We start from the raw sequence: 21,566 nt of genomic DNA, 5'->3' as shown, positions 1-21,566 counted from the left end.
TGCCGGGCCTGACTATTCCTCCTGCCCCCGCGCATTGAGCAGGTCGGCCAGGCTGCGCGGCGCCGGCGTCAAGGGCTTGCGGTGCTGCGTCCAGCCCAGTTGCGCGCGCGGCGTCAGCAGCCGCAGGCGCGTGGCGGCCCAGCGGAACAAACGGTAGCTGGCCGGGCGCGCAAAGGCGCCGCTCCAGAAGCGCCAGATCAGGCTTTCGCCGCGGCTGAACTTGGCGCCCTGTCCGCGCAACGGATGCGCCACCTGCTCTGCCGGATTGCGGTTCGCTTCCGTGCGCAGGCGCACCAGCAGTTGCGGAATCGGGATGCGCACGGGGCACACCTCGCCGCAGGCGCCGCACAGGCTGGACGCGGTGGCCAGGTCAGCCGTCGCCTCCAGTCCCAGCAAGTGGGGCGAGATGATCTTGCCGATCGGTCCCGGATACGTGGTGCCATAGGCGTGGCCGCCGATGCGCGTATAGACGGGGCAATGGTTCATGCAGGCGCCGCAGCGGATGCATTGCAGGGTAGCGCGCAGCTGTTCGTCCGCGTAGGCCTGGCTGCGGCCGTTATCGAGCAGCACCAGGTGCACTTCGCGCGGCCCATCCTGTTCACCCGCGCGGCGCGGCCCCGAAATCAGGTTGAAATACGTGGTGATGGCTTGCCCCGTCGCCGAGCGCGTCAAGAGGCTCGCCAGCGGGACAATATGTTCGAGTTTTGCCACCACCTTTTCCATCCCCATGATGGCGATATGGATCTCCGGCACGGACGTCGTCAGCCGGCCATTGCCCTCGTTTTCCACCAGCCACAGGGTACCCGTGTCGGCGGCCGCGAAGTTCACCCCCGACAGGCCGATGTCCGCCTCGACGAAGGCCTGGCGCAAGGCGCGCCGGCCTGTCTGGATCAGGCTATCGACGTCTTCCGTGTAGGGCGCATCGGGAATGTGCTCGGCGAACAGGCCGGCGATGTCCGCCTTCGTCTTGTGGATCGCCGGCATGACGATGTGCGAGGGCTTTTCGCCGGCCAGCTGCACGATGTATTCGCCCATGTCCGACTCCAGGCACGTCATGCCGCGCGCTTCCAGGTAGTGATTGAGCTCGATTTCCTCGCTGGCCATCGACTTGCCCTTGATGAAGCGCGTCGCCCGGTTCCTTTCGGCGATGGCGTGGATGATAGCGTTGGCTTGCTCGCCATCTTCGGCCCAGTGCACCTGCACGCCCGCCGCCGTCAGCTTGTCTTCCAGCTGCACCAGCAAATCGGGCAGGTGCGCCAGCGCGTGCTGGCGCACGGCTTCGCCGATGTCGCGCAGGCGTTCGAGCTCGTCGCCGTCGGGGAACTGGGCGCTGCGCTTGTCCTGCAAGAAATCCATGGCGCCGCGAAAGCTCTGGCGCAGCTTCGGGTCGTCCAGCGCGGCGCGGGCACGCGCGTGGAAATCGGCCGGCTTGACGAATTGCATGGGCTTGGCGTTCATGGCTGGCCTCCTTCAAGGGCTGACAAATCATCGATGATCAGCACCCACAGCCAACGCGGGCCGTGTGCGCCATACGCCAGGGTTTGCTGGATGTCCGACGTTTTCGAGGGACCCGACACCAGCACCAGGTTCGATGGCATGCCGTCCGCCCAGCGCTCTGCGCGCGCCGCCGCATGCAGGTCCGCGTGCAAGGTGCTCGCATACACGAGGCAAATGTGCAACGGCGGCGCCAGCGACACCGTGCGCGGCGTGGCCGCATCGGGCGCGATGACCAGGGTGCCCGTGGCAACGATGCCGGAACGGGCGACGGTAAAACCCGCGTCCACCGTGTCGAACAATTCGCTTTTCCACTGCGCCAGCGGACGATCGAACGCCAGCGCGTCCACTCCAGCCGGCAAGGCGGCGCGCAAGGCCTGCCCTTCCACGCTGGCGCTATCCATCAGCAAACGGCGCACGCCGTGCGCGGCCAGGCGCTGCGCCAGCTGGGCGGGCCAGGCATCGCCACTCACGCAATCGACATCCGCATGCGCGGCGCGCAAGGCTGCCTGCATGGCGGTTATCTGCTGGCGCGGCGACTGCGGCGATGCGACGCGGCGCGCCTGGTAGTGGCTGTCGATGGCTGCGTCGATGGCCTCCACCGCTTCGGGCGCGGAAGGCGCGGCGGCACGCAGGCGTCCCAGCATGCGTTCGCGGGCAGTCAATGCCGTACTCATGCCGCACCTCCCGTGCGGCGCCACAAAAAGCTGGCCAGGTGCTCTACGGGCAGCGGCGCGCCTTGGTGCTGCGCGGCGTGGCCGATATTGAGCAGGCAGCCGCAGTCGGCCGAAACGAGCCGGTCGCAGCCCGTGGCGCAGGCCGAGGCGATCTTGTCGCTGACCATGGCGCCGGAAATGTCCGGATGTTTCAATGAAAACGTGCCGCCAAAGCCGCAGCATTCCGATTCGCGCTGGTGTTCGATGCGCGTCACGCCGGGCAAGGCGTCCACCAGCGCCACGCCATGGACCCGGGTGCCCATTTCGCGACGGGCGCCGCACGAGGTATGCAGCACCACGTTTTCATCGGCCTGCCCGGGATCGGCCAGGGCCAGGCTGGCTAGGTCGAGTTTCAGCACGCAGACGAGAAATTCGCTCAATTCATACACGCGTTCGGCCAGCTCCAGCGCCTTGGGACCGGCCACGGGGTCATCCTGGAACAGCTGCGGCCAGTGGTGCCGCATCATGCCGGCGCACGAGCCGGACGGCACGATCACGGGCCACGGTTGCGCAAACAGGTCCAGCTGGGCGCGCGCCACGGCACGCGCCTGTTCCGGGTTGCCGCTGCTGTAGGCGGGCTGGCCGCAGCAGCTCTGGCCGCGCGGATAATGCACCAGCAAGCCCTCCCGCTCCAGCAGGCGCACCGCGTCGAGCCCCGCCTGCGGCACGAACAGGTCGACCAGGCAGGTGGCGAACAGATACACCTGGAGCGGTGCGGGCGGATAGTGGCGTGGCTGGCGCGGGTCTGGCTGCATGAGTGTGTCTCCCCGGCGCTCTGTATGTTGCTGCGGCGCCGCTGTGTGTTGTTAAGAATGACCGGTTCACGCATAATTCCAGCTTCCGTGAGCCACTTCAAATTGCTCGGACCACTTTAAAACAACACCGAGAGACAGCAATGGCGACAGGCATGCAAACGCGGGGCAGGGTCGAGATGGTGATGCGCAGGCTGGAGACCGCCCTGTTGGACGGCAGCCTGCCGGCGGGAGCGCAGCTACCGGCCGAGCGCCTGCTGGCGCTGCAATATGGGGTCTCGCGCAATACCGTGCGCGAAGCGGTGCAGCGGCTGGCGGCGCGGGGACTGGTGCGCAGCCGGCGCGGCGCCGGCGTGTTCGTAACGGATCAATTGCGCACAGGCATGGCTTCGCCGTGGAGCCAACTGGTGGCCGACCATCCCGCCCTGCGCGACGACATCCTGGAATTTCGCCGCGTACTGGAAGGGGCGACGGCCTATTTTGCCGCGCAACGGGCCAGCAGTGGCGAGCGCGCGCAGATCATGGCGCTGCTGGCCGAACTGGAACAGGCGCGCGCCAGCGACGACAAGCACGGCGAGGCGCAGGCCGATGCGCGGCTGCATGAAGTCATCGCGCAAGCGTCGCACAACACCATGTTCCTGCACCTGCACACCAGCATCATCGGCATGCTGCGCGAACATATCACCATCAATGGCACGGGCTTGCGCCAGCAGGACGACGCCACCTCCTTGCAACTGCTGTCGCAGCACCGAACCCTGTGCGAGGCCATCTGCGCCAGCCAGCCCGAGGAAGCGCGCACGGCCATGCAAGGCCACATCGATTTCGTGCGCACGCGCGTCACCAGCGATGACGATTGATGCCACTGGTAGGACCAGTGCATGAGCACAATGGCGGCAAAAACTGCTAATATCGCGCGCCGCCACCCGATTTGTCCTGCCATGACCGCCCTGAGCCACACTCATCCGCTGGTGCTCCAGCTGGAAAACGACTTGCTGCCCCTGTTCCGCGCCGCCCTGCCGCCACTCGCGGCCGCTGCGCCGCAGGTGCTCGCCTCCGTGTTCGCCTTTTCCAGCGGCACGGCCAGTGCTTTCGAGGATTATCATTTCGGCATTTCCTGCCTGCTCGGGGAAGTACCCGAGGATGCCCCGGAAGAGATCGCCCTGCTGGTCAGCGTCACGGGACTCGACGCCGGCGCCCGGCTGAGCGCCAAGGTCGTCTGGGGCCAGCCATCGGGCCTGGTGGAAGCGCAAGCCGAGCTACTGAATGGCGACCTGCCTGCCTTGCATGCGGCCCTGCCCCGCTTGCTGGCCAGCTTGCAACAGGCAGCCAGCCGTGGCGCGCCGGGTGTGACAGGCGCATGAAAAAGTGCCAGGAAACAACAACTTACGATTTCCGTGGCGCAACTTTATTGACTCCCGATAGCCCTAGCCCCTATCCTTTCAGTTACGTTTGGTGAGAATGTGTGCCTGTCCTGCGAACATGCACACGGCGTCGCCTCGCTTGCGCAAAGTCCATTCCGCATTTTTATTGCAACCATCAGGGCAACGTGCCTGGACGGCCGCTGCCGGCAAATACGGAGCCGACTGCCATGCCATCGCACCACCATTTTCCTGGAACATCCTTGCTGGGCTGTGTCTTTCTGCTGGCCGCCCTGCCCGTGCAGGCGCAGACCGCGGACAGCACCGCCGCCGCCTTCAGCGCCAATGCCAGCCTCAGCTCGCAATACATTTCGCGCGGCTTTCGCCAGACCTGGGGCAAACCCGCGCTGCAAGCAGGCGCCGACTACGCGCACCCGAGCGGCTGGTCGCTGGGAACGTGGGCGTCCACCGTCAGCGACCGCTATATCCAGGATGCGACCATCGAATGGGACCTGTACGGCGGCTACAGCGGCACGGTGGGCGAGCTGGGCTATAGCGTGCTGGCGTATTACTACAAGTATCCAGGAGCCATCTACCGCGCCACGGGCGTCAAGTACGACTATGGCGAACTGTCGCTGGGCCTGAGCTACAAGATGCTGTACGCCAAGTACAACCATACCGTCACGCAGGACTTCTTTGGCATCACGAATGCGCGCGGCACGGGCTACCTGGACGTGGGCGCGAATGTCGACCTGGGCAATGCCTGGACCTTGAACCTGCACGCCGGCAATGGCCGGGTGGCGGGCGCCGGCAATGCCATCTGGAACTGGCGCGACGCCAAGGCCGGCGTCACCAGGGCTTTCGACGGCGGCTGGAACGCCAGCGCCGCCCTCACGCGCGCCTGGGGCGCCAGCGACGCCTATGACCATTACACCTTGGGCATCCCGAATGCTGCCGGCCAGCTCGACACCTCGAACCCCGCCGCGACCACGCTGGTCGTGGCCATCAGCAAGACATTCTAGGCGCGCCACGCGCGCCGCCCATGACACCGATATCCTCCCTATCAAGGAACAGCATCATGCAACTCTCACTGAACAGCAAAATCTGCGTCGCCGCCACCGCGCTCGCCGTCCTCAGCCTGGGCGTCACGGCAGCCGTGATCGGCTACAAGAGCAGCGCCAGCGCCGAGGCGGCCGCTTTGGCACTGGCGCGCACGTCGGCACGCGAAGTGGCTGGCGCCTTGCAGGCACGCATCGCCAGCAACCTGGCCAGCGTCAGCAGCCTGGCCGGCGCCATGCGCGGCACCAAAAGCGCCAGCCTGCCCCTGCAGCGCGAGCAGATCAATGAACTGACCAAGGCCACCCTGACCAGTTCGGAAGACCTGCTGGGCGCGGCCGTGACGTGGGAACCGAACGCGCTCGACGGCAAGGATGCGGACTTTGCCAACCAGAAACCGAACTACGACGCCAGCGGCCGCTTCATGCCCTACTGGACGCGGGGCGCCGGCGGCAAGCTGCAAGTCGAACCCATCGTCTTCGACCCGAAACCGGGCGCCAACGACTGGTATGACGTACCCAAGCGCACGGGAAAAACCTTCTTTACGGAACCGTACATCTATCCCGTCGACGGCAAGGATGTACTGATGGCATCGCTGGTCGCCCCCATCATGATCGATGGCAGCTTCAAGGGCACGGCCAGCGCCGACTTCATGCTGACGCGCCTGGCGAAAATCCTGGCCGACCTGAAGGTGATCGAGGGCGGCAAGCTGGCCCTGATCTCGAACGGCGGCCTGTACGCCAGCCACCCTGCTCCTGAGCGGCTGGGCAAGAAGGCCGACGACGTGCCTGCGGCCGGCCTGGAAAAGGTACGCCAGGGCCAGCCGTATGAATACGAGGATGGCCAGGGCTACATCCATTTGCTGCAGCCGCTGCAGATCCACCCCGATATCGCACCCTGGAGCGTGGAACTGAACTTCCCGAAAAGCGTGGCCATCGCCTCGGCGCGCGAGCTGATGATCTACACCCTGATCGTCGCCCTGCTGTGCGCGGCGGCCACGGCCGGCATCCTGATCCTCGTCGTCAACCAGCTGACGCGCCCCCTGCGCACCCTGGGCCGCACCATGACGGACCTGTCCAGCGGCGACGCCGACCTGCGCGTCAAGCTGGAAGTCAAGGGTACCGACGAGCTCGCCGTCATCGGCAAGGGTTTCAACGACTTCGTGGAAAAGATCCACGCCGTGCTGCTGCAAGTGCAGGCCAGCGCCGACAATGTGGCCCGCGCCAGCGCGGAAATTGCGCAAGGCAATAACGACCTGTCGGCCCGCACGGAACAGCAAGCCAGCTCGCTGGAAGAGACCGCCGCTTCGGTGGAAGAGCTGACGGGTACGGTCAAGGAAAACGCCGACCATGCGCGCCAGGCGAATCAATTGGCGGCCTCCGCGTCCAGCGTGGCGCAAAAGAGCGGCGAAGTGGTGGGCAAGGTAATAGCGACCATGACCTCGATCAATGACTCGTCGAACAAGATAGTCGACATCATCAGCGTGATTGACGGCATCGCCTTCCAGACGAACATCCTGGCCCTGAACGCGGCCGTGGAAGCGGCACGCGCGGGCGAACAGGGACGCGGTTTCGCCGTCGTCGCCACAGAAGTGCGCAACCTGGCGCAGCGCTCGGCGGCGGCGGCCAAGGAAATCAAGCTGCTGATCGACGATTCCGTCGGCAAGGTGGCCGCCGGCAGCAAACTCGTCGATGAAGCGGGCGCGACCATGGAGCAGGTAGTCGACAGCGTGCGCAAGGTCACCGCCATCATGGCCGACATCAGCGTCGCCACCACCGAGCAAAGCGACGGCATCGCCCAGGTCAACCAGGCGCTGGCGCAAATGGATGGCGTGACGCAACAAAACGCGGCCCTGGTCGAAGAAGCGGCGGCGGCCGCCGAAAGCCTGCAAGACCAGGCCAGCCATCTGGCCCAGGTGGTCAGCGTGTTCAAGCTGGGCGAGCAGGTGCGCCAGACGGCAGCAGCAGCAAGCGTGGCAACGCCGCGCGCCGTGACGCCCAAAACACCCGAGCCAGCCAGGCGCCTGAGCGTCGCCAAGCCGCAAGCGGCACAGCGCGCGCAGGCCAAGGCGGCGGCAGGCGATGACTTGGAAGAGTTTTAAACCGGCCATCTCTGGCGGCGGCCGGCGCCATTCTCAGGCGCCGGCACGAATTTTATAAACGTCCATATCAATACCTGCCTCGCACTGTATTAGGGAAGTGCTGATCAATTCGCTTTCGTAACGATCTTGGCGCACCAAATGGTTGATCGGCGAGTCGCTCAAGACCGTTTTTCGTTCGATTCGACGCGATGCTCACGTCCTTTTGTCATCAAGACGGACTACGGGATTCAGTGATCGTAAAGCGCCTGCCGGCCAGCAGCAGATTGGCAAAGGCGAACAAGGTAAAAAGCTGTGCAGTGTTCTTGGCCAAGCCGCAATAGCGCGTCTTACGATGACGGAACAGGTTCTTGATGACATGAAACGGATGCTCAACTTTCGCCCGGACGCTGGCCTTCAGATGCTCGATCTTTTCCGTCAAGCGCCCCAGTCTATTATTGGGCAGCGCCTTGCGTTTGGAACGTTTCATGGCCACGTGCCACGTCACCGATTTACCGATGTTCTCGGACCGCTTTTCAACGCCCTGCTAGCCGGCGTCGCCGAGCGCTGCGGTTTCGTCGCCGTGCAGCAGCGCGTGCGCCTGCGTCACGTCGGCAACATTGCCGGCCGTGCCGATGACCGTATGCACCAGGCCCGAAGCAGCATCGACGCCGACGTGGGCCTTCATGCCGAAGTGCCAGTCATTGCCTTTCTTCGACTGGTGCATTTCCGGATCACGTTTGCCGTCCTTGTTCTTGGTCGACGGTGGCGCGGCGATCAGCGTGGCGTCGACGATGGTGCCTTCGCGCATCATCAGACCCTTCTCGGCCAAGTGCCCGTTGATCGTGTCGAAGATCTGGCGCGTCAGCCCCTTGGCTTCAAGCAAGTGGCGGAACTTCAGCAAGGTTGTTGCATCCGGCGCCGATTCGCGGCCCAGATCGATGCCGACAAAGGCACGAATGGATTGGCTGTCGTAGATCGCGTCTTCGATGCCTTCGTCAGACAAGCCAAAGCATTGCTGGGCCACATACATGCGCAGCATGCGCGCCAGCCCAATCGGTGGCCGACCGGCGCCTTCGACCTTCGGATAGAACGGTTCGATCAGTTTGTGCAGCTTGCCCCACGGCGTCACGCTGTCGATCTCGGCCAGGAAGCGGTCGCGCCGTGTCAGCTTCTTCTTGGTGGCGTATTCAAGGTCGGAAAAGCTCTTTTGCATGGTCGATGGCGGACAGTGGTGACGTCGTTATTGTCTCAGGTCAGGCCGCCGCAAGGAATGAGGTCCGATGAATTAATCAGTGTTTCCTTAGGCGAGGCACCTGTCTGTTTCTCCTCGCTGCCATTGAATGGCGGCACTTGAAATTATCTTCATTTATCTCCCGCCACATCAACACCAGGAAATGATCAAGCGCTCCTGCCAGAAATTATCCAGTGGCCATGTTCAATGCATGCATTGCATGCTAATTACATATTTCAAAAAAATAAAATAGGCATGTACTTTATAATATCGCCGCGCATACGACACGGCCTCCAGCCGGTTGGTGATTTATAGGGATTACGCATGAAAAAAGTATTGGCTTTATTAATAGTATCGAGCACGGTGGCATTGACCGGCTGCGGTGGTGGCAGCGGTGGTAATAACGGTGCTAATAGCACTGCTAATAGCGGCAGCGGTGATGCAGTTGTGCCGCCAGTGGTGGTCACGCCCCCGCCGCCTCCGGCATTGGCCGCTTATATTGGTAACTGGCAACCCGCTTGTAACAGCCATTTCCGCCAGCGCCTCGTCGTCGCTCTCAAAAGCGATGGCAGCGGCGCTTTGGAAATGTCGACCTACGGCGAAACCTTCGGCACTCCCGATTGCAGCGGCCCCGTGCAATTCACGGAAACCACGAGCGAGAAGATTACTGCGGTGCCCGATGGCGCAGGCAATATTCAGCTCAAGCTGACGGCAGACAGCCCCGCTTCGGACATCCGCATCGACAAGGTCGTATCATCGCTGCCAGCCCACACCGTCCAGTTTGCTGGCCCGGCCGTTACCACGGTGATGCTGGCTGCAGGACCGCATTGGCGCATCAATGATGGCAGTGGCAACTACACGGACATCTCCAAGAACGACTTGAAAAAGGCGGAAAGTGGCAAGGGCGGCTTTTATCTGCGCGGCAACGAATTATTTACGGTGATGGAAAAAGACGGCGCTTATGTGCTCGATATGCACTATGTAAAACAATAAAATAGCGATTGCGCCGCGTGGTCGGCGTAATGCGCACCAGTCACCCCGCATTTTCCCTTCAGTCCTTCAGTCCATTTCAGCGCGTCACCGCAACATGATCCAAATCAAGTCAGCGATAGATTCGGTGAGAATTTCCGCCTATTAATAATCCTATAATCAGGCCGCGTTGACGGCACGCACCGCTGCCGGATAAAAAGGACTCTGAATGAAAAAATTATTGGCAGTCTTGGCCGGCTCGGCAGCAACACTCTTGACCGCCTGCGGTGGTGGCGGCAGCGGCACGGCACAGCAACTTGCCGGCGATTTCGGCAGCGCCTCGCCGCTGGCCGCGTATGTCGGCACCTGGCAGTCTGCCTGCGACAATCACGACCGCCAATCGCTCGTCATCGCGCTCAAGACCGACGGCAGCGGGTCGCTGGAACTGACGCCGACCGGCGAGACCTACTTCAAGGCCGATTGCTCCGGCCCCGTGGTCGCGGCAGACAGCATGAGCGCGAAGATCACCGGCAAGCTGGACAGCACAGCCGACATGCTGATCAAGCTGTCGGAAAACGCCGCGGCAACGAGCTTGCGCGTCGACAAGATCACCTCGTCAGTCCCGGCCTATACGTTCCTGAGGACCGGCGCCACCGTGAAATATGTACTGATGGATGGCAAGAACAACTGGTGCGTCGACGTGGACAATGGCGATTCCTGCATGGAGGACAAAGGCATGCATCCGGCATTAAGCGTCCCCGGCGGCCTGTCCTTGCGCGGCAACGAACTGTACACGGTGATGCTGGACAAGGGCGTGTATGTGCTGGACATGCACTACGTGAAAAAATAAGCGCGTGATCTGCTGTGGGGCCGCCCGGCCCTGCAGCTTGCCGCAGCGGCGCCATCGCGCCCGCTGCCGCATAGACTCGAGGCCGTTAGCGAGTGTATGTGCAGAATCGAACATACATTGCGAAAATACAAAGCTATTCTGTTGAAAAACAGGAGCTTGCCATGTCGCCCAACGCCTTTCCCCTGCCGTCCAACGCTGCACTGGCCGCCCTGCTGCAGCCACAGGACAACGCTTTCCACCCGATCGAAGGCTTGCGGCGTCTGCGCGACGCGGGGCTGGACCAATTACCCCTGCCCGGCCACGGCGCCACCCTGCAACGCTGGCAAATGCTGGCCGCCATCGCCGCCATCGACCTCTCCCTGCTCAAGCTGTACGAAGGCCATACCGATGCGCTGGCCATCCTGGCGGAAGTCGACGGTCCCGGCGTGCCGGCCGGCAGCAGCTGGGGCGTATGGTGCGCGGAAATGCCGGGCGCGCGCGTGCAGTTGCAACAGGCGGCCGATGGCCGCTATGTGCTCGATGGCCGCAAGGCCTGGTGCTCCGGGGCGAGTGGACTCAGCCATGCCTTGATCAGCTGCTGGAATGAGCACGGCCAGGCATGCCTGGCCTCCGTGGCCCTGTCGCAGCCCGGAGTGCACGTCACGGACGAAGGCTGGCAAGCCGTCGGCATGCTCGCCTGCGCCAGCGTCGACGTGACCTTTTCCGGCGCGCGGGCCTTTCCCGTGGGCGCGCCGGGCGCGTATCTGCAGCGCCCCGGCTTCTGGCATGGCGGCGCCGGCATCGCGGCCGCCTGGTATGGCGCGGCTTGCGCCGTCGCCAGCCACCTGCATGCGCGCGCCCAGCACGCCGCCCCCGATCCCGTCCGCCTGGCGCAACTGGGACAAATCGACTGTGCGCTGCGCGCCGCTGGCGCGCTGCTGCGCGAAGGCGCCGCCGATATCGACCGGCATCCGCAAAGCGATGCGATGGCCCTGGCGCTGCGCCTGCGCCTGACGGTGGAAGATGCCGCCACCCTGGTCCTGCACCTGGCCACGCGTGCGCTGGGCGCCGGCCCCCTGTGCCGCGATGCCCGCTTCGCGCGCCTGGCGGCCGACCTGCCCGTATTCCTGCGCCAAAGCCATGCCGAGCGCGATCAGGCCGTGCTGGGCGGCATCGTCGCCGGCGCCGAAGAACATCCGTGGGCGCTTTGACATGCTCGCCCATCCCGATACGCATGCGCGACGCATCGAAGGCAGCGGCACACCGGACCAGGCGTGGCTATCCTGGCCGGGACTGAACGACCTGCCCGCCATCAGCGCCCACGCACTGGTGCCGCCAGGGACGCGCGCCGTCATCGTCGCGCCCCATCCCGACGATGAAATCCTCGCCTGCGGCGGCTTGCTGCAACTGCTGCCAGCGCAGGGCAGCCAATTGCTGCTCATCGCCGTCACCGATGGCGATGCCAGCCACCCGGACTCGCCCCTCTGGCCGCAGGAACGCCTGCGCCAGGTGCGCCCGCAAGAATCCGCGCAAGCGCTGCAGGCACTGGGATTGGCGCCGCCCGCGTGGCTGCGCCTGCACTTGCCCGATGGCGGCGTGGCCGGCATGACGCCGCAGCTGAGCACTACCCTGGCAGCGCAGCTGCTGCCCGGCGACACGGTCTTCACCACCTGGCGCCTGGACGGCCACCCGGACCATGAAGCATGCGGCAGGGCCTGCGCTTCGGCATGCGCGGCCAGCGGCGCTACCCTGGTGGAAATGCCCGTCTGGGGCTGGCACTGGGCAGTGCCTGGCGACATGCGCGTACCGTGGCACCGCGCGCACCGCCTGCCATTGCCAGCCCCCGTCTTGCAGCGCAAGCGCGCAGCCCTGCGCTGCTTCGCCAGCCAGATGCAAGACGACCCGTCGACGGGCCGCCCCGCCATCGTCGCCGGCGACGCCCTGCAACGCCTGCTGCACGCCTGGGAGGTGTATTTTCTATGAACGCCTCTTCCACGCGGGACGACCAGCGCGGCAGCTATTTCGAGCAGCTGTATCGCCAGGATGCCGACCCGTGGCGGGTGCGCCAGCGCTGGTACGAGGAGCGCAAGCGCGCCCTGCTCCTGGCCAGCCTGCCGCAGCAGCACTACCGCCACGCCTATGAACCGGGCTGCGGCAATGGCGAGCTGACGGTCGAACTGGCGCAGCGCTGCGACCGCGTGCTGGCGGCCGATCTCTCGGCTGAAGCATTGCTGCTGGCGCGCCAGCGTCTGCTGGACGCAGGACAGGATGCGCATGTCACGCTCGCACACCACCGGCTGCCGCAGGACTGGCCGCGCATCCTGCCCGGCGCCGACAAGTTCGACCTGATCGTGCTCAGCGAGATCGCCTATTACCTGTCGCCGGAAGAGCTGGCGCGGGTGGTCGAACACAGCATCGCCAGCCTGGCGCCGGGCGGCAGCATCGTCCTGTGCCACTGGCGCGCACCGTTTGCGCAGCGCATCGTTTCGACCGTACGCGTGCATGCGGCCTTCCAGGACGCGCCCGGCCTGCACCGCGTGCTGCGGCACGAAGAAACCGACTTCCTGCTTGGGATCTGGTCGGACGATGCGCGCTCGGTGGCGCAGCGCGAGGGCTTCGCATGATCGGCGTGGTGGTGCCCGTGCATAATGAGGAAGCGTGCCTGGACGCCTGCCTGGAAGCCTTGCGCCTTGCCGCCACCTGTCCCTTGCTGCATGGCGAAGCCGTATGCATCGTCATCGTGCTCGATGCCTGCAGCGACCAGTCGCAACGCATCGTGCTGGCGCATGCCATGCAGGGGGACCTGCGCTGGCGCCTGGACTGGATCGCCGTCAATGCGCAAAACGTGGGCGCCGCGCGCGCCGCCGGCGCGCAGCTGCTGTTGCAACGGGGCGCCCGCTGGCTGGCCTTTACGGATGCGGACACGCGCGTTTCGCCTTCCTGGCTGAGCACCCAGCTGGGTTTGAACGCCGATGCCGTCTGCGGCACGGTGGCGGTGGACGACTGGACGCCGCACGGATCCAGCGCCGAGGCGCTGCGTGAACACTACTCCCGCACCTACACGGATGCCGACGGCCACCGCCACATCCATGGCGCCAACTTCGGCGTGCGCGCCAGCACCTACCTGCGCGCCGGCGGCTTTGCGCCATTGGCCTGCAGCGAAGACGTGGCCATGGTCGCGGCCCTGCAGGCGTGCGGCGCGCACATCGCCTGGAGCGCTGCGCCGCGCGTCACCACCAGCGCCCGCCGCCATGCCAGGGCACGGGGCGGCTTTGGCGATACCTTGCTGCAGGTGGTGGCGGCGATGGAAGCGTCACCACGCCTGACGCTGACATAGCCCCAAAAAAAATCGCCGGCCCGGAAGTGTCTCCCGGGCCGGCGATCAGGTCTGGCCTGATGCTGATCTGATTACTTGAGCGGCATGGCGATACCGAACATCACCGACTGGGTACGCCCGCTGTCGATATTCAGATTGCTGTTGTAGTCCAGCGTGATGGTCATGCCGTTCGACAGCAGCAGCTTCACGCCCAAGCCCGCCGTCCAGTTGCCCGTCTGCTGCGGCAAGGTGCGGATCACGTACACGGGACCATCGGCCGCCAGGTCGGCATACGCCAGGCGCGCATCATCGGCGCCCTGGAACTGGTGCCGGTACTCAAGCCGCGCACGCGGGAACCACGTGCCCAGGCCGCCCACGTACAAGCCCTCGGCCCGCACGCCCAGCGCGCCGATGCGCGAACGCACGGTTTGCTTGAAGTAGCTCAAGGCATTGATGCCCGTCGCCTTCTCCGTGTATGGATCGAGCTTGGCCGACATCAGTTCCACGCGGCCGTATGGCGACCACATCCAGGTCTCATGGCGCATTTCGATGCCGCCGACGACTGCACCGAACACTTGCTTGCCATCGCGGTCACCCGTGGCGAAACCGCTGCCATCGCTCAGGTAGCGCGACGCGTCGTATTGCAAGGTGCCGTAACCAAGCACGCCGTCGAGGAACACGCCTTTGCTTGGACGCAGGCTGCCATACACGGCCGCCACGGCGCTGTCGGCCGTGCTGCGGCTGCCATTCTGCCCCACATCGCTGCTGTCATGGCTGAAACCGGCACCCACGCCCAGGGTCGCCAGGTCGCTGAGGCGGTAATCGCCACCCACGCTCACGCCATTGGTGCGGAAACGGAAGCCCGTATCGCGGCCATTCACATAGTGCTGGCCGAAATCGACCGCACCACCGAGCCACAGCGACAAGGCCTGCTTCTGCGTGTCCGGCCTCTGCGGCATGTCCGGCAAGCCATTCGTGGCCTGGCTGACATCCACGCGGTCGCTACTGAAACCAGTGTCAGGCTGGCGCAAGGCTGCCTTGCGCATGAACGGTTTCACGGCCGTGCCAAACACGCGGTCCGCTTCCTGCTCCTGCCAGCGCGCCAGCGCCGCCGTCGGATTGCCGCTGTCGTTCGGCGGCGTCAGGCTCAGGCCAAAGCTGGAACGTCCCCAGCCGTCGCCATGCAGGCTTTCCAGACGCTGCGTGAAGTTCGACAGCTGCGCGCTGGCGAAACGCCGCGCCGCATCGGCTTGCGCCGCCTGCAGGCCGATTACTTCAGGATCGACCGACGGATCGCGGCGCGCCGTCACGGTGACGTTGACCACGCCCGGTTTCGAGGTGGCATAGGCATTGCTCAGGGTGTAGCTGACGACAGCCGCGCCGGCAAACTTGCCCGACGCCGCAAAACTCAATTGATACGACGGCTTGCCGGCCGTACCCACGTCGCGCACCACCGCCTTGCCCGCCTCCGCCGGCGTGACGCTGAGCACATTGGCCGCCGTGAACGGACCGCCCGTGGCGCCCGCCGTCAGGTCGACCGTCACCGTCAGGCCGGCCACCACCGTGGCGCTCTGGCTGGCCACCTGCGGCATCGGATTGACGCTGATCGTCGACTTCACCGGCGCCGACGTGCCGAACACGTTCGACAGGGTGTAGCCGATGCTGATGTCGCCGCTAGTGTTAATGCCTGGCGTGTAGATGATATCCATACCGCTGACCGCTGCCGTGCCGCTGGCTGGCTGCGTGGTGATGGCCACTGCCGTGAACGGGCCGCCGGTGGCGCCTTCCGTCACATGCAGGGTCACCGGCGTGCCGGCCAGTACCGTCGCCGTCTTGGCGACAGGCACCGGCACCGGCTGCGGCGCCACCGTCAGGCTGACCGTGGCCGGCGCAGACGTGCCGCCCGGTCCCGTCGCCGTGTAGCTGAAGGCGTCAGGACCAAAGTAGTCGGCATTCGGCACATACGTCACCTTGAAAGCGCGATTGCCGCCCCCCGCTGCGCCACTCGACACCACCGTAACGCGCCCATGCTTCGGCGGCGTCACGATGGTCACATCCGTGATCGGGCTGCCATCTGTGGAAGCGATGGTCAGACTCACGTCCTGATTGGCCGAGGTGGTCGCCGTTTCATTGGGCACCGGCGGCGGCGCCTGGTTCACCTGCAGGGTCAACGCTTGCTGCACCGTGAACAGGTGCGCATCCGCCGCTTGCACGGTGAAACTGAAGCTGCCGAACACCGTCGGCGTGCCGCTGATGATGCCAGTCGCGGCATTGAGCACCAGGCCGGCAGGCAAGGCGCCGCTGCTGACCGAATACGCGTAGGGCGCGATGCCGCCGGCTGCCGTGAACTGCTGGCTGTAGGCATCGCCGGCGCGGATCGCCGCCAGGCTGCCAGGCGCCAGACTCAAGGCCGGTGCCGCAATCGTCACGGTGTAGCTATTGGTCGCGCTGAACGGCGCGCCCGTCCCCGTGCTGCTGTCGCTGGCGCGCAGGCTGAAGGTAAAGCTGCCCGCTACATTCGTCGTACCGGACAATACCCCTGTTGCGGCATTCAGGCTCAAGCCGGTAGGCAGGCTGCCGCTGCTGACACTGAATGTGTAGGGCGCCGTGCCGCCTGCTGCCGTCAGCGTTGCTGAGTAGGCCGCTTCCGCCGTTGGATTGGCTAGCGTGCCCGGCGTCAGGCTGACCGTGGCCGAGGAAACGACCAGGGTATAGCTTTGCGTGCCGGTAAACAGGTGCGCATCGGCCGCTTGCACGGTCAAGGTGAAACTGCCGCCCGCCGTCGGCGTGCCGCTCAGCAAACCACTGCTGCTCAGGGTGAGGCCGGCAGGCAGGCTGCCGCTCGACACCGTGTAGGCATACGGAGCGACACCGCCACTGGCCGTCAATTGCTGGCTGTACGCAGTGGCCACTATCGCCGCCGGCAGCGTTGCCGGCGTCACCGTGATCGTCGGCGAAGCCACGCTCACGGTATAGCTGTTGGTCGCGCTGAACGGCGCGCCCACGCCAGTACTGCTGTCGCTGGCGCGCAGGCTGAAGGTGAAGCTGCCCGCCACATTCGTCGTGCCGGACAATACCCCTGTTGCGGCATTCAGGCTCAAGCCGGCCGGCAGGCTGCCGCTGCTGACACTGAATGTGTAGGGCGCCGTGCCGCCTGCCGCCGTGACGCCGGCACTGTATGGCGCTTCCGCCGTTGGATTGGCCAGAGTGGCAGGCGTCAGGCCGACCGTGGCCGAGGAAACGACCAGGGTATAGCTTTGCGTGCCGGTAAATGCATGCGCATCGGCCGCTTGCACGGTGAAGCTAAAGCTACCACTCGCAGTTGGCGTACCACTCAGCAAACCGCTACCGTTCAAGGTGAGCCCGGCAGGCAGGCTGCCGCCCGACACCGTGTAGGCATACGGAGCGACACCTCCGCTGGCTGTCAATTGCCGGCTATAGGCAGTGGCAGCAGTAACGGCTGCTAGGGTCGCCGGCGTGATCGCAATCGTCGGTGTACCCACGCTCACGGTATAGCTGTTAGTGACGCTGAACGGCGCCCCCACGCCCGTGCTGCTGTCGCTGGCGCGCAGGCTGAAGGTAAAGCTGCCGGCCACATTTGTCGTGCCTGACAGCACGCCGGTAGCCGTGTTCAGGCTCAAGCCGACAGGCAGGCTGCCGCTGGTGACACTGAATGTGTAAGGCGCCGTGCCGCCTGCTGCCGTCAGCGTTGCTGAGTAGGCCGCTTCCGCCGTTGGATTGGCCAGAGTGGCCGGCGTCAGGCCGACCGTGGCCGAGGAAACGACCAGGGTATAGCTTTGCGTGCTGGTAAATGCATGCGCATCGGCCGCTTGCACGGTGAAGCTAAAGCTACCACTAGCAGTTGGCGTACCACTCAGCAAACCGCTGCCGTTCAAGGTGAGGCCGGCAGGCAGGCTGCCGGCCGACACCGTGTAGGCATACGGAGCGACACCGCCGCTGGCTGTCAATTGCCGACTGTAGGCTATGCCGACATTTACCGCTGCCAGCGCCCCTGGCGTTATCGCAATCGTCGGCGCAGCCACGGTACCGCTATAAGCGCGTGAAGCTGTATAAGGACCAGGGCTGGCACTATTGTCGGTTGCAGTGACGGTAAAACTGTACGCGCCTGTCGCCGTAGGCGTGCCCGACAACACGCCGTTGGCCGCGAGGGTCAAGCCAGAAGGCAAACTGCCAATAACGGAAAAACTATACGGCGCGACACCGCCTGAGGCGCTGATCGTCTGGCTGTAAGCGTTGCTGGCTGTGATAGCAGGCAAAACGGACGGTACAACGCTGATCGTCGGTGGACTGACAGTAATGGTCACGGTGGCTGCCGCCGAAGTGGCAGTACCGTTCATCACTGTATAAGTAAAACTGTCGCTGCCGCTGTAAGCGGCCGTTGGGGTATAGCTGATGGTGGTACCAACGGCGGTCGCTGTGCCATGCAAGGCGCCGGAGGCAACCGATACTGCTACCGCTGCACCACCGCTCAAGTTCAGGGTGATCGGATTGTTCGTGCTGCCATACGGCACCGTGGCGCTGACGGCGCCGGCTACCGGCGCACCCAGGGTCACGGTGCCACCAAAGGCGCGTGAGCTAGTATAAGGGCCGGGACTGCCACTGCTGTCAGTGGCAGTGATGGTGAAGTTGTACGCACCTGTCGTCGTCGGAGTGCCAGACAACACGCCGTTGGCCGCGAGGGTCAAGCCAGCAGGCAAGCTGCCACTGACGGAAAAACTATACGGCGCGACACCGCCTGAGGCGCTGATCGTCTGGCTGTAAGCAGTGCCGGTTGATATCGCCGGCAAAACGGACGGTGCAACGCTGATCGTCGGTGGACTGACAGTAATGGTCACGGTGGCTGCCGCCGAAGTGGCAGTACCGTTCATCACTGTATAAGTAAAACTATCGCTGCCGCTATAAGCGGCCGTTGGGGTATAGCTGATGGTGGTACCAACGGCGGTCGCTGTGCCATGCAAGGCACCGGAGGCAACCGCCACTGATACCGCTGCACCGCCGCTCAAGTTCAGGGTGATCGGATTGTTCGTGCTGCCATACGGCACCGTGGCGCTGACGGCGCCGGCTACCGGCGCACCCAGGGTCACGGTGCCACTAAAGGCGCGTGAGCCAGTATAAGGGCCGGGACTGCCACTGCTGTCAGTGGCAGTGATGGTGAAGTTGTACGCACCTGTCGTCGTCGGAGTGCCAGACAACACGCCAGTTGAGCTATTAAAGCTCAAGCCCGCAGGCAAGCTGCCACTGACGGCAAAACTATACGAGGTGGCGCCACCTGTGGCGGTGATCGTCTGGCTGTAAGCAGTGCCGGTTGATATCGCCGGCAAAACGGACGGTGCAACGCTGATCGTCGGTGCCGCTACGTACGTGAACTTGTCAGCCAGGCTGATGGCGCTGGTGCCACCGCCGGTAATGACGGTCACATCCACTGTACCAGCCACACCCGCAGGCGCAGTCGCCGTAATTTGCGTGGCGCTATTGACGGTAAAGCCGCTGGCATTGCTACCGCCAAACCTCACTGCTGTTGCCCCTGACAGATTGGCACCGGTGATGATCACGCTGGTGCCACCCGAGGTTAAGCCTGTGCTGGGCGAAATACTGCTCACCGTTGGTGCTGCTATATACGTGTACTGGTCGGCGGCGCTGGTGGCGCTGGTGCCGCCCCCCGTGGTGACTCGCACATCCACCGTGCCCGTACCGAAAGGCGCCGTTGCCGTAATCTGCGTAGGGCTGTTGAATGTAAAGCTGCTGGCCGCCGTACCGCCAAAGGTCACTGCCGTCACGCCTCCAAAGTTCGTACCTGTGATGGTGACACTGGTGCCACCTGCTGCGGGGCCAGACGTAGGCGAAATACTGCTCACCGTTGGCGTCGCCAGATACGTGAACTGGTCTGCGGCGCCAGCGGCGCTGGTACCGCCGCCCGTGGTCACCCGCACATCGACCGTCCCCGTACCGGCAGGCGCAGTGGCCGTAATCTGTGTGGCGCTGTTAAACGTAAAGCTGCTAGCTGCCGTACCGCCAAAGCTCACTGCCGTCACACCACCAAAGTTCGTACCGTTGATGGTCACGCTGCTGCCACCTGCAGTGGGGCCGGAGGCAGGCGAAATACTGCTCACTGTGGGCGCCGCCAGATACGTGAACTGGTCTGCCGCGCTGGTGGCGCTGGTGCCACCGCTGGTAATGACGGTCACATCCACCGTACCAGTACCTGCCGGTGCGGTCGCCGTAATTTGCGTGGCGCTATTGACGGTAAAGCCGCTGGCATTGCCACCGCCAAACCTCACTGCTGTTGCCCCTGACAGATTAGTACCGGTGATGATCACGCTGCTGCTACCCGTAGCAGGACCGGAGGTAGGTGAAATACTGCTCACCGTTGGTGCTGCTATATACGTGTACTGGTCGGCGGCGCTGGTGGCGCTGGTGCCGCCCCCCGTGGTGATTCGCACATCCACCGTGCCGCTACCGGCAGGCGCGGTGGCCGTAATCTGCGTGGCACTGAGGACGCTAAAGCCAGTGGCCGCCGTGGCGCCAAAGGTCACTGCCGTGGCACCACTAAAATTGGTACCCGAGATGATCACAGTGGTACCACCAGTGGCAGGGCCAGACGTAGGTGAAATGCTGGTTACCGTCGGCGCAGCTACATAGGTGAACTGGTCTGCGGCGCTGGTGGCGCTGGTGCCGCCACTAGTGGTCACCCGTACATCCACCGTCCCCGTACCGGCAGGCGCAGTTGCTGTAATTTGCGTGGAGCTATTGACAGTAAAGCCGGTGGCATTGGTGGCGCCAAAGCGCACTGCTGTGGCACCTGTCAAGTTGGTGCCGGTGATGATCACGCTGGTGCCGCCCGTAGTGGGGCCCGTGGTGGGCGAGATACTGCTCACCGTGGGAACAGGCAAAGCATTGATCGTCAGGCTGATGCTGATTGTTTTGGCATAAGGGCCACCGCCACCCGTGCTATCCGTGGATTTCAAGACAAAATTGAAAGTACCTGTGCCAGTAGGCGTCCCCGACAACAGGCCGCTGGCAGACAAGTTCAAGCCCGTCGGCAAACTGCCCGACTCCACTACATAGGTGTAAGCAGAGGTGCCACCACTAGTACTGAATTGCTGGCTATAAGCCTGTGACACGGCTCCTGCGGCTGGACTTGCTGGTGTAATCGCCAGCACAGGTGCGGCCACCGTGAATGAATAGTTCTTGGTGGTGGTAAGCGCTGTCGGCGTGGTCGAATCCGTGATCTGCGCGCCAAACACGAACACACCAGTCGCCGTCGGCGTACCTGAAATAAGGCCCGCAGACGACAAACTCATACCTGCCGGCAATACGGAAGACAGCGTATAGGTATAGGGGGCCACGCCACCGGAGGAGCTTATGGTTTGGTTATAGCTCACGCCAATCACGGGAGCGGGCAAGCTGGCCGGCGTCACCGTGATGGGACTCGTTGGCGGCAAGATCGTCACGACAAAAACGATATCGCCAGCAAGGTCGTCACTCAGAGTAAAGGTATCGGAAGTAGCCCCGTCACTATTATTGGTATAGACAACGATGCCAGTCCCATTGCCAGCGACGTTAGGGATGCTGCCATGCGAAGGCGGCACGGGCATGCCCGTAAAGCCGAACGGCGTGCATCCGGACAGATCTATCGTGTGGTTTCCTCCTGCAGCCACCGTGAAGCTCTGGTTGGGAGGGCACTCCGTGCTGGGCCCTGCCGCCTGCGCCGGGCTGACACCCAAGGCCAGCGTCAGCAAGCATA

14 protein-coding genes and 1 pseudogene are annotated in these 21,566 nt (G+C 64.2%); 10 read left to right on the top strand and 5 right to left on the bottom strand.

All coding sequences use genetic code 11. The features are described 5' to 3' along the window. Nucleotides 1–12 precede the first annotated feature (12 nt). Genes ACQ4W0_RS26525 through ACQ4W0_RS26515 form a run of 3 tightly spaced genes read right to left on the bottom strand, consistent with a single transcriptional unit; the run spans nt 13 to nt 2,965 of the window. Complete coding sequence (locus ACQ4W0_RS26525) at nt 13–1,458, bottom strand: LutB/LldF family L-lactate oxidation iron-sulfur protein (RefSeq protein ID WP_436579468.1); 1,446 nt, start codon at nt 1,456–1,458, stop codon at nt 13–15. Next, the gene (locus tag ACQ4W0_RS26520; protein WP_436579467.1) at nt 1,455–2,171 is read right to left on the bottom strand and encodes a LutC/YkgG family protein; all 717 of its coding nucleotides are present in this window, start codon (nt 2,169–2,171) and stop codon (nt 1,455–1,457) included. The genes ACQ4W0_RS26525 and ACQ4W0_RS26520 overlap by 4 nt, the downstream gene beginning before the upstream one ends. Then, a complete protein-coding gene (locus ACQ4W0_RS26515) occupies nt 2,168–2,965 on the bottom strand; it encodes a (Fe-S)-binding protein (RefSeq protein ID WP_436579466.1) in 798 nt (265 codons plus the stop codon). Before ACQ4W0_RS26515 ends, ACQ4W0_RS26520 begins: the two co-directional genes overlap by 4 nt. Nucleotides 2,966–3,105: 140 nt before the next feature. On the opposite strand from ACQ4W0_RS26515, the gene ACQ4W0_RS26510 reads away from it, so the two are divergent. From ACQ4W0_RS26510 to ACQ4W0_RS26495, 4 genes are all read left to right on the top strand, one after another. Beyond that, nucleotides 3,106–3,819, top strand: coding sequence for a FadR/GntR family transcriptional regulator (locus ACQ4W0_RS26510; protein ID WP_436579465.1), 714 nt, complete (start codon nt 3,106–3,108; stop codon nt 3,817–3,819). A 21-nt stretch (nt 3,820–3,840) separates the two neighbouring features. Beyond that, nucleotides 3,841–4,323 carry a hypothetical protein gene (locus ACQ4W0_RS26505; protein ID WP_436579464.1) on the top strand — a complete coding sequence of 161 codons (483 nt, stop codon included), beginning with the start codon at nt 3,841–3,843 and terminating at the stop codon, nt 4,321–4,323. A gap of 227 nt (nt 4,324–4,550) precedes the next feature. Then, on the top strand, nt 4,551–5,342 hold the full coding sequence (locus tag ACQ4W0_RS26500) for a TorF family putative porin (RefSeq protein WP_436579463.1): 792 nt from the start codon (nt 4,551–4,553) through the stop codon (nt 5,340–5,342). A 56-nt stretch (nt 5,343–5,398) separates the two neighbouring features. Beyond that, nucleotides 5,399–7,477: a methyl-accepting chemotaxis protein gene (locus ACQ4W0_RS26495; RefSeq protein ID WP_436579462.1), complete on the top strand. Its 2,079-nt coding sequence runs from the start codon at nt 5,399–5,401 to the stop codon at nt 7,475–7,477. Between the two features lie 208 nt (nt 7,478–7,685). Here ACQ4W0_RS26495 and ACQ4W0_RS26490 read toward each other — a convergent pair. Further along, nucleotides 7,686–8,669 (bottom strand): annotated as a pseudogene (locus ACQ4W0_RS26490) (IS5 family transposase). 342 nt (nt 8,670–9,011) lie between these two features. Here ACQ4W0_RS26490 and ACQ4W0_RS26485 point away from each other — a divergent pair. From ACQ4W0_RS26485 to ACQ4W0_RS26460, 6 genes are all read left to right on the top strand, one after another. Next, a complete protein-coding gene (locus tag ACQ4W0_RS26485) occupies nt 9,012–9,680 on the top strand; it encodes a hypothetical protein (protein ID WP_436579461.1) in 669 nt (222 codons plus the stop codon). Nucleotides 9,681–9,885: 205 nt separating this feature from the next. Continuing rightward, nucleotides 9,886–10,506, top strand: a complete 621-nt coding sequence (locus tag ACQ4W0_RS26480; RefSeq protein WP_436579460.1) for a hypothetical protein — start codon at nt 9,886–9,888, stop codon at nt 10,504–10,506. Between the two features lie 161 nt (nt 10,507–10,667). Beyond that, nucleotides 10,668–11,696: an acyl-CoA dehydrogenase family protein gene (locus ACQ4W0_RS26475; RefSeq protein WP_436579459.1), complete on the top strand. Its 1,029-nt coding sequence runs from the start codon at nt 10,668–10,670 to the stop codon at nt 11,694–11,696. A 1-nt stretch (nt 11,697) separates the two neighbouring features. Next, nucleotides 11,698–12,468 carry a PIG-L deacetylase family protein gene (locus ACQ4W0_RS26470; protein ID WP_436579458.1) on the top strand — a complete coding sequence of 257 codons (771 nt, stop codon included), beginning with the start codon at nt 11,698–11,700 and terminating at the stop codon, nt 12,466–12,468. Then, nucleotides 12,465–13,109 (top strand): class I SAM-dependent methyltransferase, encoded by a 645-nt coding sequence (locus ACQ4W0_RS26465; RefSeq protein WP_436579457.1) that lies wholly within the window; start codon nt 12,465–12,467, stop codon nt 13,107–13,109. Before ACQ4W0_RS26470 ends, ACQ4W0_RS26465 begins: the two co-directional genes overlap by 4 nt. After that, nucleotides 13,106–13,822 (top strand): glycosyltransferase family 2 protein, encoded by a 717-nt coding sequence (locus ACQ4W0_RS26460; protein ID WP_436579456.1) that lies wholly within the window; start codon nt 13,106–13,108, stop codon nt 13,820–13,822. Before ACQ4W0_RS26465 ends, ACQ4W0_RS26460 begins: the two co-directional genes overlap by 4 nt. A gap of 71 nt (nt 13,823–13,893) precedes the next feature. Here ACQ4W0_RS26460 and ACQ4W0_RS26455 read toward each other — a convergent pair whose 3' ends face one another. Next, the gene (locus tag ACQ4W0_RS26455) at nt 13,894–21,561 is read right to left on the bottom strand and encodes a putative Ig domain-containing protein (protein ID WP_436579455.1); all 7,668 of its coding nucleotides are present in this window, start codon (nt 21,559–21,561) and stop codon (nt 13,894–13,896) included. Between the last annotated feature and the right edge of the window lie 5 nt (nt 21,562–21,566).

Source organism: Janthinobacterium breve, from assembly GCF_051380895.1.
Taxonomy (GTDB): Bacteria; Pseudomonadota; Gammaproteobacteria; order Burkholderiales; family Burkholderiaceae_D; genus Janthinobacterium.
Note: the sequence above shows the minus strand (reverse complement) of the source record. Positions and strands in the feature narration are given on the sequence as shown.